Below are 13,555 nucleotides of genomic sequence, written 5' to 3' on the forward strand. Positions count from 1 at the left end.
GGACAGCCGGTGGGGCGGGAGAGACGACATGGAGACCGCACGAGGAGCCGAACGGCAGCGAACAGCGGCGGAACGGCGTCGCAGGGAACTGCTGGAAGCGGCGGACCGAGTGGTGCTCAGGGACGGCCCCAAGGCCTCGATGAACGCGATCGCCGCCGAAGCCGGGATCACGAAGCCCATCCTCTACCGGCACTTCGGCGACAAGGGCGGCCTGTACCGCGCCCTGGCCAAGCGGCACACCGACGCCCTCCTCAGCGCCCTCAGGGCCGCCCTGGACGCCCCCTCCGAGCGCCGCGAACGCGTCGAGGCGACCCTGGACACCTACCTGGCGGCGATCGAGGCACGGCCGCAGGTCTACCGCTTCCTCATGCACCCGTCGGACGACGCGGCGCCCTCGCCCGAGCAGGGCTTCGACGTCGGCCGGCACTCGGCACCCCTGCTGCGCCGGCTCGGCGAGGAGCTGGGCAAGGTGATCATGGAACGGGTCGACCTCGGACCGGACGGCGAGCAGATGGCCCGGATCTGGGGCCACGGCATCGTCGGCATGATGCACGCGGCCGGTGACTGGTGGCTCGGCGACCGCCCCTGCTCGCGCGAGCAGCTCGTGCGCAGCCTCGCCGATCTGCTCTGGGGCAGGCTGGCCGAGGCGAGCGACCGGCCGGGTGGCCAGGGCTTCTGAGACCGCCTGGGACGCGGGTCAGGCGGTGTCCGTACGCCCCCACGGGGAACGCCGGACGGCCCGCAGCGCCCTGGTGCGCCGGAAGCCGGTCAGCCGGTCCGTGTAGACCCGGCCGTCGAGGTGGTCGCACTCGTGCTGCAGGCAGCGGGCGAACCAGCCCGTGCCGGTGATCCGTACCGGCTCCCCGGTCACGCTCCGCCCCTCGACCACGGCCCGGTCGAAACGCGGCGTGCCCGCTTCGAGGCCCGGAAGCGACAGACAGCCCTCCGGTCCGCGTACGGTGATCCCGTCCGCCTCGACGAGTACCGGGTTGACGAGGTGACCGAGGTGCCGGACCTCGTCGTCGTCCGGGCAGTCGTAGACGAACACCTTGAGCGGGACGCCGATCTGGTTCGCGGCGAGCCCGACACCGTTCGCGGCGTACATGGTGGCGAACATGTCCTCCACCAGCCGGGCGAGCGACGGTCCGAAGTCGGTGACGTCGTCGCACGGGGCGTGGAGCACGGGTGCGCCGAACAGGCTCATGGCACGAACGCGTCCGGAACTGCCGGGGATCGGGCGGTTTCGCATGGGGAGAAGCGTACGTTCCACGTGACCTCCACGTTCCGCGTGGTGCCGAGGTGCGGTCGCCGCGCCGGACATCGATAGGCTGGGCGCGGACTTACGCAAGGAGGATCAAGGACGATGGCAGGCAACACGGAGCCGTTGTCGCCGCGGGCCAAGCTCGCCGTGACGGCGGGCAAGGCCGCGGCGGCGGTGTCGCGCGCTGCGGGGCGCGGCAGCGGATCGGTGATCGGCGGCCGGGTGGCGCTCAAGCTCGACCCCGACCTGCTCGGGCGGCTGGCGCAGCACCTGGACGTGATCCTCGTGTCCGCGACCAACGGCAAGACGACCACGACCCGGCTGATCGCGGAGGCGCTGAGGGCCGCGGGGCCCGTCGTGTCGAACGCGCTCGGGGCGAACATGCCCGCGGGGATCACCTCCGCGCTGGCGGGCGGCTCGGACGCCAGGTACGGCGTGATCGAGGTCGACGAGAAGTACCTCGCCGGCGTGGCGCGCGACACGACCCCGAAGGTGATCGCGCTGCTCAACCTCTCCCGCGACCAGCTGGACCGCGCGGCGGAGACCCGGATGCTGGCCGAGAAGTGGCGGGAGGGCCTGTCGGGCTCCAAGGCCGTGATCGTGGCCAACGCCGACGACCCGCTGATCGTCTGGGCCGCCTCCTCCTCCCCCAACGTGGTGTGGGTGGCGGCGGGACAGGCGTGGAAGGACGACGCCTGGTCCTGCCCGTCCTGCGGCGGTGTGATGCAGCGCCCGGGCGACGACTGGTTCTGCGGCGAGTGCGGCTTCCGGCGCCCCGCGCCGAGCTGGGCGCTCAACGGTGACTACGTCCTGGACCCGCACGGTTCCGCGTGGCCGATCCACCTGCAGCTCCCGGGCCGGGCCAACAAGGCCAACGCCACGAGCTCCGCCGCCGTCGCCGCGGTCTTCGGCGTCCCGCCGCAGGTCGCGCTGGAGCGCATGTACCAGGTGCAGGCGGTGGCCGGACGCTACGACGTCGTGTCCTTCCTCGGCCGCGAGCTCCGGCTCCTGCTGGCGAAGAACCCGGCGGGCTGGCTCGAGACGTTCTCCCTGATCGACCCGCCGCCCACGCCGGTCATCCTCTCGGTGAACGCACGCGGCGCCGACGGCACGGACACCTCCTGGCTGTGGGACGTCGACTACACCCAGCTCTACGGCCACCCGATCTTCGTGCTCGGCGACCGGAAGCTGGACCTGGCGGTCCGGCTCGAGGTGGCCGGACTCGACTTCCGCGTCTGCGAGAACCTGGACGAGGCCGTCCAGATGGCTCCGCCCGGCCGCATCGAGGTCATCGCCAACTACACCGCCTTCCAGGATCTGCGCCGTCGTGTCGGCAACTGACCCCCGCGCGGGCTCCCCCCGGAGAGGACGAAGCATGAGCAACAACAGCCTGCGGCTGGTGTGGGTCTACCCGGACCTCCTCAGCACGTACGGCGACCAGGGCAACGCCCTGGTCGTGGAGCGCCGGGCACGGCAGCGCGGCCTCGACGTGTCGCGCGTGGACGTGCGCAGCGACCAGCCCATCCCGACGTCGGGCGACATCTACCTCATCGGGGGCGGTGAGGACCGGCCGCAGCGTCTCGCGGCGGAGCGGCTGCGCCGCGACGGCGGACTGAGCAGGGCCGCGTCGAACGGCGCGATCATCTTCTCCGTCTGCGCGGGCTACCAGATCCTCGGCCACGAGTTCATCAACGACCTCGGCGAGCGCGAGCCCGGCCTCGGGCTGCTCGACGTCGTCTCCACCCGGGGCGAGGGCGCGCGCTGCGTCGGCGACGTCCTCGGTGACATCGACCCGAACCTGGGGCTGCCGCCCCTGACCGGATTCGAGAACCACCAGGGCGTCACCCACCTCGGGCCGTCGGCCCGCCCGTTCGCCCGGGTCCGGCTCGGCCGGGGCAACGGCACGGGTGACGGCACGGAGGGCGCGTACAACGACACCGTGTTCGGCACCTACATGCACGGTCCGGTGCTGGCGCGGAATCCGCTGATCGCGGACCACCTGCTGAAGCTGGCCCTGGACGTGAACGCCCTGCCGCCGAGCGACGACCGGTGGTACGAGGCGCTGCGCGCCGAACGCATCTCGGCGGCGACGCAGCCCGCCTGACACACCGTGCCGGACCGGCCCTCCGCGGGCCGGTCCGGCACGTCCGCGGCCCTCGTACATCCGAGGGCCGTCCAGCAGTCGGACAGTGGGTTCGGTACGGCCACCCGGCGCCGGTAGGGTGGCGGGGATCCAACCGGACGACGTGGTCCGGCGTCGGCCCACGTTGCAAAGGTTTCCCGGGCAATGCGAATTGGTGTGCTCACCTCCGGTGGCGACTGCCCCGGCCTCAACGCCGTCATCCGTTCCGTCGTGCACCGCGCGGTGGTCGACCACGGCGACGAGGTCATCGGCTTCCACGACGGGTGGAAGGGCCTCCTCGAGTGCGACTACCGCAAGCTCGACCTCGACGCGGTGGGCGGCATCCTCGCCCGCGGCGGCACGATCCTCGGCTCGTCCCGCGTGCAGCCCGCGCACCTGCGTGACGGTGTGGAGCGGGCCAGGGGCCACGTGGCCGACCTCGGCCTGGACGCGATCATCCCGATCGGCGGCGAGGGCACGCTGAAGGCCGCCAACCTGCTGTCCGAGGCGGGGCTGCCCATCGTCGGGGTGCCGAAGACCATCGACAACGACATCGCCTCCACCGACGTCACCTTCGGGTTCGACACGGCGGTCGGGGTCGCGACCGACGCCCTGGACCGTCTGAAGACGACGGCGGAGTCGCACCAGCGGGTGCTGATCGTCGAGGTCATGGGCCGCCACACCGGCTGGATCGCCCTGCACTCCGGAATGGCGGCCGGCGCCCACGCCATCGTCGTCCCGGAGCGGCCCTTCGACATCGAGGAGCTGACCGAACTCGTCGGCCGGCGCTTCTCGGACGGCAAGAAGTTCGCGATCGTCGTGGTGGCCGAGGGCGCCAAGCCGCGCGAGGGCTCCATGGACTTCAACCAGGGCACCAAGGACATCTACGGCCACGAACGCTTCGCGGGCGTCGCCACGCAGCTCTCCGGCGAGCTGGAGCACCGCCTCGGCAAGGAGGCGCGCCCGGTCATACTGGGCCACGTCCAGCGCGGCGGCACGCCGACCGCGTACGACCGCGTCCTCGCCACCCGCTTCGGCTGGCACGCGGTGGAGGCCGCCCACCGCGGTGAGTTCGGCATGATGACGGCCCTGCACGGCACCGACATCACGATGGTTCCGCTGGCCGCGGCCGTGGAGACCCTCAAGACGGTCCCGGCCGAGCGCTACGCCGAGGCACAGGTCGTTCTCTGAGCACCGCGACTCCCCGTGAACCGCCCCCGGCCGCATCAGCGGCCGGGGGCGGTTCTAGTCTGGTCCGGACAACCGGCACGAAACGGGGACGTCCCCAGCGGGAGTGAACAGATGGATCACAGCGGGCACGGCATGAACATGGATCTGCCGCCGTTCACGCTGGGACGGGGGCTCGAGTTCTCCGCGGACCCGGTCTTCCTCGTCGGCTGCGTCCTCGCGCTCGCCCTGTACGGGTACGGGGTCGTGCGGCTGCGCGTGCGGGGCGACGGATGGCCGGTGAACCGCATCGTCTTCTTCGTCGTCGGCGTGCTGTCCATCGCCCTCGTGATGTGCACCGGCCTCAACGACTACGGCATGGTCATGTTCAGCGCGCACATGGTGCAGCACATGGTCATCAGCATGGTCTCGCCGATCCTGCTGCTGCTCGGCGCGCCCGTGACGCTGGCCCTGCGGGCCCTGCCGGTCGCCGGGCGGGGGCGGACGGGTCCGCGTGAGCTGCTCCTGAAGCTGCTGCACAGCCGCTACATGAAGATCATCACGCACCCGGCGTTCACGATCCCGCTCTTCATCGCGAGCCTGTACGGGCTCTACTTCACCCCGCTGTTCGACTTCCTGATGGGATCGAGGACCGGCCACATCGCGATGATGGTGCACTTCCTCGCGGTCGGCCTGGTGTTCTTCTGGCCGATCATGGGCGTCGACCCGGGGCCGCACCGGCCCGGTTACGTGATGCGGATGCTGGAGCTCTTCGCGGGCATGCCGTTCCACGCGTTCTTCGGTATCGCCCTGATGATGGCGAGCCAGCCGATGGTGAAGGTCTACGAGAACCCGCCGGCCTCCCTCGGCATCGACGGCCTGAGCGACCAGTCGGTCGCCGGCGGCATCGCGTGGGCGTTCAGCGAGATCCCGTCGGTGCTCGTGCTGATCGCGCTGGTCTTCCAGTGGTACCGCTCCGAGCAGCGGACGGCCAAGCGCTCGGACCGCGCCGCCGACCGTGACGGCGACCAGGAGCTGAAGGCGTACAACGCCTATCTCGCGTCATTGCAGGCACGCGGACGGTAGCGGCGGGGGCGCCCGAGGGGTGACCATGGCTCCAACGGCCGTGCGGCCGGGTGAGGAGCGTGCGCTCATGCCTGGATCGACGAAGACCATGGGAGTGCTCACTGTCGGCACGCTGGTCGCGGTGACCGCGTACACGGTGGCGCTGGGGAGCAACGGCTGGCTCTGGTTCGGCTGGGTGGTGCTGGGGCTCGCCACGCTGGGCATGGCGGCCACGCGCGACACCTGAGCCGGCTCCGGGGAGCGCGGAGCCGGGGTCTCACCGGCCCAGCGGGGCGGTGGTGCGGGACTCCGAGTCGTAGGTCCGCGCCCCGGTCCAGTGGCCCTCCAGGGCGCCGGTCGCCGTCCCCGCGGCGCTGAGGAACGGTTCGGCGTCGAAGGCCGCGGCGGGAAGGCCCCTGCCGCGGCCGAGGCTGACGTGGGGAACCCAGCGTGCGGGGTCGTGCAGCGGATGGGACCGCTCGTTCCCCGGTGCTTCGCGCAGGATGCGCCACACCGTCGTGTGCAGGCGCAGCAGGGCGTCATCGGGTGCGACCGCCCAGGCGAGCACCGGTGTCCGCCCTCCCGTGAACCGCAGGAGCCCGTCGAGACGCAGCGGCACGGGCAGCACGGCCAGAGCCTCCTCCAGGCGCTCGCACGCGACCGGCGGAAGGACGTCCGCGGTGGCGAGGGTGAGGTGCGGGCGGTTCGTCGGATGCCGGTGGGACGCGAGGCTCGGCAGTCCCGCACGCGCCAGTCCCTCCCACGCGTCCCGGACCGCGCGCTCCGTCGATTCGTCGGGCAGGAGCTCCACGCTGTGCACCGGGCCAGCCTAAGGGCCGTCCCGTGGTGAGGGGCGGTGCACGGTGTGGCGCACCGCGGCATGCGGCCATGCACCTGAAGTGCCACCATGGTGACGTCGTGTAGCTGGAGGCGGCCGGCGCCGGTGGACGCTCCTGCCGGTCCCGGGTCCCGATGTCGAGAAGAGGTGCTCCCTATGGACAGGTCCGGGCTGATCGAGGCGGTCGGGCGCAGGACGGCGGACGACGGCGAGCTGTCACCCGAACGGATCGGCCGGGTGGTCGACGCCGTGTTCGGCACCGTCGCCGAGGCGGGCGCGATCGCCGAGACGCTGAGGGCGGGCGGAGCGGTGACCCTGGTGGGGTTCGGCAGCTTCCACCACGCCGACGGAGGGGCGAGCCTGCGGCCGGGCAAGGCACTCGACGAGTTCGTCAACGACCAGGTCTGACGACCGGGCAGCGGACGAATGGCCGTCATGACACTGCGCGCCACGGGGCGCGCGGACGCTGAGGACGTGTGGCAGCGCTACGTCACACCGGCGCGCTGGCCGAGCTGGTCGCCGCAGATCAGAGCCGTGCGTGCGGACGGGGAGCGGCTGACGCCGGGCATGCGCGGTGAGGTCGTCTCGGTGTTCGGCGTGACGGCGGCGTTCGTCGTCGAGTCCGTCGACGACGAACGGTGGGAGTGGGTGTGGCGGGTACGGATCGGGCCCGTCCGTCTGCGGTTGCGGCACCAGGTCAGCCACCGGCCGGGAGGCTCGTCCACGCGTCTCGTCGTCGAGGGCCCCGCGATCGCTCTGGCGGCGTATGCCGCTCCCGCGCGGTGGGCACTGTCCCGGTTGGTCCGCGGCTGATGCTCTCCGGCAGGCCGGACGATCGCGGGCGCGGGCGCCGGCTCCCCCGGCATCGGCCGTGAGGCGACAGGGCTGCGCGCCGCGGACCGGAAGCGTGGGCTCCCCCGCCGGGGGCAGGGTGGGTTCATGACGACACGCCTCGGCGCCTTCGTGCTCGGCACTCCCGACCCTCCCGCACTGGCCGACTTCTACCGGGCCCTGCTGGGATGGCAGGAGGTGGACCGTGAGCCCGCGTGGGTCCGACTGCGCGCCCCGGAACAGGAGCGCCCCGGCCTGAGCTTCCAGCTGGAACCGGACCACACACCCCCGGCGTGGCCTCAGCGCCCCGGCGCGCAGCAGATGCAGGCGCATCTGGATGTGCAGGTCGACGACCTCGACGCGGAAACGGAACGGGCCTGCGCCCTGGGCGCCACGCTCGAGGAGCACCAGCCCCAGAAAGGCGTCCGGGTCCTCCGCGACCCTCACGGCCACCCCTTCTGCCTTTTCCTCCCCGGGGCCTGAGGACCCGCCGCCCTGCCTGGGCCGAGGCCGGGCCCGCCGCATGGCCCGTGTTCCCGCTTTCCTCGGGGGCCGCTGTGCGCGGCCCCCGTGGCGGACGACCGGAGGGAAGTCCGCCGCCCCGGGGGTTCCGAATGACCGGCCTCGAGCGTCGTCGTGTTCCGGCGCGCGCGGCGCGAAATGCTCAGCGCATTCCGTGGCATTCACGCCCGGTCGCGCCCGCCGGACCGAGCCGTTACCGGAGCGGGCGTTGTCCCGCAAAGGCACGAGACCTCAGTGATGACCGTGTGCCGTGTCGGACGCGCCGCCGAACAGCCGGGCGACAGCACGGAAGGGAAGCGTGACCACGGTGGCGATGGCGCCGCCGATGGAGCGAAGGACATCCGCGATTGCCTTGAGCATGTGAGGGTCTCCTTCTTTTCGTAGCCGCAGCGCCTCCGATGGCGCCGCGATCAGGTTCTCCGGCCTCGTACCCGGTGAAGCGGGGTGGAAACTCCGCCCCTGTTCCGTCGGCGGGTGGAACCGTTCGGTGCGATGCACGCACGTGATTCCCGGGGACCGGTCGGATTTCCTTTCGAGCCGCCTTCTGCACAGCACCACGGAATCTCTCGGAGCGCACACTCGCTTTCCAGCGATCTCTTACGGAATGCCGATCGGGAGATTGCGTGATGATTTCCCCAGGTCGACACTTGAACGGGGAGATCATCACGGATGTCGACCGAGGATGTGCGCGTACCATGCCCAGCTCCGAAAGCGCCGGCCACGAGGACGACGGCTCGCAAGGCAACGACTCGGACAGCAACGAGGTCGAACCGTCGCACGACCGCAGTCCCGACAGGGGCCCGTCGGACGTCTTTCTCGATGTCCCCGCGCTCCATGTGGACGAACTCGATCTGGAGGTCGACGATCTCGAGGCCCATGTCTCCCTGCAGGCGGAGGTGCTGGACCTGCTCAAGCTGAACGTCGGCGCCGATGTACGGCTGGGACACGTGAAGCTGGACATCGACGGCGTGGACGTACAGGCACAGCTCAGGGTGCGGCTCCACAACATCGCCGTGGTCGTCACCCGGCTCCTCACCACGGTGGACCGCAATCCCCAGGTGCTCGAGCAGCTGACACGCGGCATGGGCACGGCGCTGGAGGACATCGCGTCCGGCACGGGGCGGGCCGTGGGCGAACTGGGTGAGGGGGCCGGCGCCGCGGTGAGCGACCTCGGACGCGGGGCGGGCACGGCGGTCGAGACCGTCGGCGAGGAGGCGGGCGCGGTGGCGGGAAGCGTGGGTGCCGCGGCCGGGGATGCGAGCCGCGGCGGGGTGGAAGCCGTCGGCGGCGCTGTCGCGGACGCGGGTGCCGGGGAGTCCGGTCCGGACGCCCGGGACGTGGCGGAGCCGGACGGCGCGGAGGAGGAACGCCCGCCCGCCCGGCGCCCGCACCGGGCACCGAAGCGACGTGCCGGGTCCGGCGGCACCGGACACCCGGACGCGGACGACGAACCGCGTCCGCGCGCGAGGACGAGGGCCGGAAGCGGCGCCGCGGCCGGAAGGGCGGCCCCCGCCAGGAAGCCCGCGGCCGGGAAGCGGGCCTCCGCGAAGCCCGCCCCGAGGAAGGCCGGGGCCTCGACGGCGAGGTCGGGCGGCAAGGCCGCCAGGAGTGCCGCGGGCCGCCCCCGTCGCCGCTCCTAGGCGTACAGGCGCGCCGCGTCGGCGACGCGGCGTCACCGGCCGGTCCGTGCCCGGCCGGTCCGTGCCCGGTCGGTCCGTGCCCGGTCGGCCGGCGACCTGAGGGCCGCCGCCCGGCCAGGTCTGCGTCCCGGCTGCCGTGGGCACACGTCACAGCATGATGACGCTCCATCAGGACGGGCGGTGGGACACAGCGGGCCCGCCGGCTCGACGACGTGTGCGGCAGACCCCCCTTCCCCGCCCGGACCATCCGCATGACCGGGCACGCTCCGCTTCCCGGGGCCTTTGGAGGTCCCTGGAACACAGCTACGATCGATCACCGGAACGCGTCCGGCCGGCGCACACCGACGGGATGCTTCGGGGTGGGCCGGCGGGGAGTCGGCGGCCGGGCTGTGCCGGTGCCGGCCGCACCGGTACGTCCGAGAAGAGCGACAACACCGTGCGTGACCTGGCAGAACGCGGCCACCAGCCCGGTCAAGAAGGCTAGGAGAATAGCTGTGTTCTATTACGTCCTGAAGTACGTCGTGCTGGGTCCCCTGCTGCGGCTGACCTTCCGGCCGCGCATCGAGGGCCTGGAACACATTCCCGACGACGGTGCGGCCATCGTCGCGGGCAACCACCTGTCCTTCTCCGACCACTTCCTGATGCCCGCGATCCTGAAGCGCCGCATCACGTTCCTCGCGAAGGCCGAGTACTTCACCGGCCCCGGGGTCAAGGGGAAGCTGACGGCGGCCTTCTTCCACAGCATCGGGCAGATCCCCGTGGACCGTTCGGGCAAGGAGGCGGGACAGGCCGCCATCCGAGAAGGGCTGGGAGTGCTGAGCAAGGGCGAGTTGCTCGGCATCTATCCGGAGGGCACGCGGTCCCACGACGGACGCCTCTACAAGGGCAAGGTCGGGGTCGCGGTGATGGCGATCAAGGCCGGGGTCCCGGTCATCCCCTGCGCGATGGTCGGAACCTTCGAGATCCAGCCGCCCGGACAGAAGATGCCGAAGGTCAGGCGCGTCGCGATCCGCTTCGGCGAGCCGCTCGACTTCTCCCGCTACGCGGGACTGGAGGACCAGAAGGCGGCGATCCGGGCGGTCACCGACGAGATCATGTACGCCATCCTCGGTCTCTCCGGGCAGGAGTACGTCGACGAGTACGCGGTCAAGGCGAAGGCGGCCCAGGCGGCCGACCAGCCCAAGAAGTTCCCGCGCCGGTCGCGCTGAGGGGGGAATCTGCTGACGGCAGACGCTCATGGTCCGCCCGCCGGGGGCGCCGTAGCGTCGTGCGTATGAGCAGAGGACGAGCGTTCGTGCTGGGCGCCACGGGACAGATCGGGCGGGTCGCCGTGCGGGCCCTTGCCGAGGACGGCTGGGACGTGACGGCGGCCTCGCGCGGCGGCGGCCGCGACGACGACTGGGCCGGCGGTGTCCGCGCCGTGGCGGTGGACCGTGACGAGAAGGGGGCGCTGGAGGGCGCGCTGGGCGACGGCTGCGACGTCCTCGTCGACATGGTCGCCTTCGACCGGCGTCACGCGGCACAGGTGGCGGCGCTCGCGGACAGGACCGGGTCCGCCGTCGTCATATCCAGCGGGGCCGTCTACGAGGACGACCGCGGCCGGAGCTTCGACACGCAGGGGGAGCCCGGCGGTTTCCCGCGCTACCCGGTGCCGATACCCGAGACGCAGCGCACGGTCGGCGCCGGGGACGCGACGTACGGGACGCGGAAGGTCGGCCTGGAGCGTGAACTGCTCGCTCCGGGTGAGGCGTTGCCGGTGACGCTCCTGCGGGCCGGCGCGATCCACGGGAAGCACTGCCGCACACCCCGTGAGCTCTACTTCGTGAAGCGTGCGCTGGACGGCCGCCGGCGGCGGGTGCTCGCCCACGGCGGGCTGAGCCGGTTCCATCCGGTCCACGTGTCCAACGTCGCCGAGCTGATCCGGCTCGCCGCCGCGCAGCCGGCCTCGCGGGTGCTCAACGCCGCGGATCCGCGGGCGCCGACCGTGGCGGAGATCGGCGCGGCCGTGGACGAGGTGCTCGGGGTGACGACCGAGACGGTGCTGCTGCCGGGCCCGCCGTCCGAGGGCGGGATCGGCGAGACCCCGTGGAGCGGCGCGCACCCCGTCGTCTACGACATGGACGCGGCCGGGAGGGAGCTGGGCTATCGCCCCGTGACCGACTACGTCCGGTCGCTCCCGGAGACCGTCGAGTGGCTGGCGGACCGACTGCGGGGCCGGGAGTGGGCCCTGGCCTTCCCGAAGATGGCACGGAGCTACGGCGAGGTGCTCTTCGACTACGCGGCCGAGGACGCCTGGCTGGAGCGGCACGGCCCCGGGGCCTGAGTCCGCCCCGCGGGCCCGGCCGGGCGAGAGGGGCCCGGCATGCCCGGCGTCAGTCGCTCCGCACAGGGGTGAGCGGACGGCCGCCCGACGTCATCGGCCGCCCGCTCACGTCCTGGGAGGGGTGTTACGGCTTCGGCGTGGCGTGCGGGGTGCACGTCACGTCGTGCCGGTCGGTCGCCCCCGTGAGCAGGTAGGTCTCCACCCGCTCGTTGACGCAGGGGTTCACCAGGCCGGTCACACCGTGGGAACCGGCGTCCTTCTCGGTGATGAGACGCGAGCCCTTGAACCGCTTGTGCAACTGGACGGCGCCCTCGTACGGGGTCGCGGCGTCACGCGTGGACTGCACGATCAGCACCGGGGGAAGGCCCTTTCCGGTGCGGACCTCCAGCGGCCTCTGCTGCTTGGCGGACCAGGTCGCACAGGGCAGGTTCATCCAGGCGTTGGCCCAGGTCATGAACGGGTTGTCCCGGTGCAGCCGCGTGTTGTCGCGGTCCCACTTCCTCCAGCTGGTAGGCCACTTGGCGTCGGCGCACTCGACCGCCGTGTACACGGCGTTGCCGTTCTCCGCGCTGATGTTGCCCGCGGTGTCCGACAGGTCGGGCGCCGCGGCGTCGATCAGCGCCTGGGTGTCGCCACCCAGGTAGGCGCTCCAGACCCGAGCGGTGGGCGCCCAGGCGGAGTCGTAGTACGGCGCGCTCTGGAAGAAGCCGATGAGCTCGGCGGGCCCCACGACACCGCCGATCGGGTTCTTCTTGGCGGCGGCACGCAGCGTCAGCCAGGCCTGCTCGACCTTCGCCGGCGTGTCCCCGATGTGGAAGGCGGCGTCGTTCTTGGCGACCCACGCCTTCCAGTCGTCCCAGCGCGTCTGGAAGGCGACGTCCTGGTTGAGGTTGGCCTCGTACCAGATGTTGTCCGTCGAGGGGTCGACGACGCTGTCCACGATCATGCGGCGTACGTGCGACGGGAACAGCGTGCCGTAGACCGCGCCCAGGTAGGTGCCGTAGGAGACGCCCAGGTAGTTGAGCTTCCGCTCACCGAGCGCGGCGCGGATGACGTCCAGGTCGCGCGCGGTGTTCGGGGTGGTCATGTGCGGCAGCATCTCGCCACTGCGCTCGGCGCAGCCGTCGGCGTATTCGGCCGCCAGCTTGCGCTGGGCCCGCTTGTCCGCCTCGCTGTCCGGAACCGGGTCCGCCTTCGGGGCCTTCACGAACTCCTGCGGGTCGATGCAGGAGATCGGCGCCGAGTGGCCGACCCCGCGCGGGTCGAAGCCCACGAAGTCGTACGCCTTCGCGGTGTTCGTCCAGAGCGGGTTCTTGGTCACGATGCGCTTCGGGAACGCCATTCCGGAGCCGCCGGGGCCGCCGGGGTTGTAGACCAGGGCGCCCTGCCGCTCGGCCTTCGTCCCGGTACTGGTGTGCCGGTCGACCGCGAGCTTGATCTGCTTGCCGTCGGGCTTGCTGTAGTCGAGCGGAACGCTGACCCATCCGCACTGGATGGGGGCGGCGATGGCCCAGTCCGCCGGACAGTCCTTCCAGTCGATGCCGGCCCGGGCGGCCCGGGCGGCGGCCGTCTGGACACCGCGCGCCTCGCGGTCGACGTGGTGACCGTGGTGGCGACCGTCGGCACCGGCGGCCGGTGCGGCTATCGCGCCCGCTATGAGCGTGCCCGCGATCAGCGTGCCGGCCGAACCGAGCAGAGCTGTGCGTCTCAAAGTGGAACCTCCCCCTACGTGATGCGCCGTCGATGACGGCGCTGTTGTTCATGCGTTCGGCAGATCCTTTCGTCT

The 13,555-nt window shown here is 71.9% G+C and carries 16 protein-coding genes; 12 read left to right on the top strand and 4 right to left on the bottom strand.

Annotated elements, in window-relative coordinates; all coding sequences use genetic code 11:
* Window positions 1-28 precede the first annotated feature (28 nt).
* A complete protein-coding gene (locus tag OHT61_RS04250) occupies window positions 29-679 on the top strand; it encodes a TetR family transcriptional regulator (protein ID WP_329035147.1) in 651 nt (216 codons plus the stop codon).
* An 18-nt stretch (window positions 680-697) separates the two neighbouring features.
* On the opposite strand, the gene def is transcribed toward OHT61_RS04250, so the two are convergent.
* Window positions 698-1,249: a peptide deformylase gene (def, locus tag OHT61_RS04255; protein WP_329035148.1), complete on the bottom strand. Its 552-nt coding sequence runs from the start codon at window positions 1,247-1,249 to the stop codon at window positions 698-700.
* 114 nt (window positions 1,250-1,363) lie between these two features.
* On the opposite strand from def, the gene OHT61_RS04260 reads away from it, so the two are divergent.
* The 5 genes from OHT61_RS04260 to OHT61_RS04280 all read left to right on the top strand — a co-directional run bounded on the left by OHT61_RS04260 (window position 1,364) and on the right by OHT61_RS04280 (window position 5,862).
* The gene (locus tag OHT61_RS04260; RefSeq protein WP_329035149.1) at window positions 1,364-2,602 is read left to right on the top strand and encodes a Mur ligase family protein; all 1,239 of its coding nucleotides are present in this window, start codon (window positions 1,364-1,366) and stop codon (window positions 2,600-2,602) included.
* Window positions 2,603-2,636: 34 nt separating this feature from the next.
* Window positions 2,637-3,365 carry a type 1 glutamine amidotransferase gene (locus tag OHT61_RS04265; protein WP_329035151.1) on the top strand — a complete coding sequence of 243 codons (729 nt, stop codon included), beginning with the start codon at window positions 2,637-2,639 and terminating at the stop codon, window positions 3,363-3,365.
* Window positions 3,366-3,548: 183 nt separating this feature from the next.
* Window positions 3,549-4,574 carry a 6-phosphofructokinase gene (locus OHT61_RS04270; protein WP_327121014.1) on the top strand — a complete coding sequence of 342 codons (1,026 nt, stop codon included), beginning with the start codon at window positions 3,549-3,551 and terminating at the stop codon, window positions 4,572-4,574.
* 111 nt (window positions 4,575-4,685) lie between these two features.
* Window positions 4,686-5,636: a cytochrome c oxidase assembly protein gene (locus OHT61_RS04275; RefSeq protein WP_329035153.1), complete on the top strand. Its 951-nt coding sequence runs from the start codon at window positions 4,686-4,688 to the stop codon at window positions 5,634-5,636.
* A 67-nt stretch (window positions 5,637-5,703) separates the two neighbouring features.
* Window positions 5,704-5,862: a hypothetical protein gene (locus OHT61_RS04280; RefSeq protein ID WP_327121010.1), complete on the top strand. Its 159-nt coding sequence runs from the start codon at window positions 5,704-5,706 to the stop codon at window positions 5,860-5,862.
* A gap of 30 nt (window positions 5,863-5,892) precedes the next feature.
* Here OHT61_RS04280 and OHT61_RS04285 read toward each other — a convergent pair whose 3' ends face one another.
* The gene (locus tag OHT61_RS04285) at window positions 5,893-6,435 is read right to left on the bottom strand and encodes a 2'-5' RNA ligase family protein (protein WP_329035155.1); all 543 of its coding nucleotides are present in this window, start codon (window positions 6,433-6,435) and stop codon (window positions 5,893-5,895) included.
* A gap of 174 nt (window positions 6,436-6,609) precedes the next feature.
* On the opposite strand from OHT61_RS04285, the gene OHT61_RS04290 reads away from it, so the two are divergent.
* The 3 genes from OHT61_RS04290 (at window position 6,610) to OHT61_RS04300 (ending at window position 7,767) form a co-directional block, all read left to right on the top strand.
* Window positions 6,610-6,861 carry an HU family DNA-binding protein gene (locus OHT61_RS04290; protein WP_329035157.1) on the top strand — a complete coding sequence of 84 codons (252 nt, stop codon included), beginning with the start codon at window positions 6,610-6,612 and terminating at the stop codon, window positions 6,859-6,861.
* A gap of 27 nt (window positions 6,862-6,888) precedes the next feature.
* Entirely contained in the window at window positions 6,889-7,266 is a 378-nt protein-coding gene (locus tag OHT61_RS04295; protein WP_329035159.1) for an SRPBCC family protein, read from the top strand.
* A gap of 126 nt (window positions 7,267-7,392) precedes the next feature.
* Window positions 7,393-7,767: a VOC family protein gene (locus OHT61_RS04300; RefSeq protein ID WP_329035161.1), complete on the top strand. Its 375-nt coding sequence runs from the start codon at window positions 7,393-7,395 to the stop codon at window positions 7,765-7,767.
* A 270-nt stretch (window positions 7,768-8,037) separates the two neighbouring features.
* On the opposite strand, the gene OHT61_RS04305 is transcribed toward OHT61_RS04300, so the two are convergent.
* Complete coding sequence (locus OHT61_RS04305; RefSeq protein WP_267883626.1) at window positions 8,038-8,166, bottom strand: LPFR motif small protein; 129 nt, start codon at window positions 8,164-8,166, stop codon at window positions 8,038-8,040.
* A gap of 335 nt (window positions 8,167-8,501) precedes the next feature.
* Between OHT61_RS04305 and OHT61_RS04310 the strand changes: the two genes are divergently transcribed.
* From OHT61_RS04310 to OHT61_RS04320, 3 genes are all read left to right on the top strand, one after another.
* Window positions 8,502-9,446 carry a hypothetical protein gene (locus tag OHT61_RS04310; RefSeq protein WP_329035163.1) on the top strand — a complete coding sequence of 315 codons (945 nt, stop codon included), beginning with the start codon at window positions 8,502-8,504 and terminating at the stop codon, window positions 9,444-9,446.
* 494 nt (window positions 9,447-9,940) lie between these two features.
* Window positions 9,941-10,654 (top strand): lysophospholipid acyltransferase family protein, encoded by a 714-nt coding sequence (locus OHT61_RS04315; protein ID WP_329043091.1) that lies wholly within the window; start codon window positions 9,941-9,943, stop codon window positions 10,652-10,654.
* 86 nt (window positions 10,655-10,740) lie between these two features.
* The gene (locus OHT61_RS04320; RefSeq protein ID WP_329043093.1) at window positions 10,741-11,769 is read left to right on the top strand and encodes an NAD-dependent epimerase/dehydratase family protein; all 1,029 of its coding nucleotides are present in this window, start codon (window positions 10,741-10,743) and stop codon (window positions 11,767-11,769) included.
* A gap of 124 nt (window positions 11,770-11,893) precedes the next feature.
* Here the strand turns inward: OHT61_RS04320 and OHT61_RS04325 are convergent, their stop codons facing one another.
* Window positions 11,894-13,480 (bottom strand): alpha/beta hydrolase, encoded by a 1,587-nt coding sequence (locus OHT61_RS04325; protein ID WP_329035164.1) that lies wholly within the window; start codon window positions 13,478-13,480, stop codon window positions 11,894-11,896.
* Window positions 13,481-13,555 lie beyond the last annotated feature (75 nt).

This window comes from Streptomyces sp. NBC_00178, from assembly GCF_036206005.1.
In the GTDB taxonomy this organism is placed as follows: domain Bacteria; phylum Actinomycetota; class Actinomycetes; order Streptomycetales; family Streptomycetaceae; genus Streptomyces.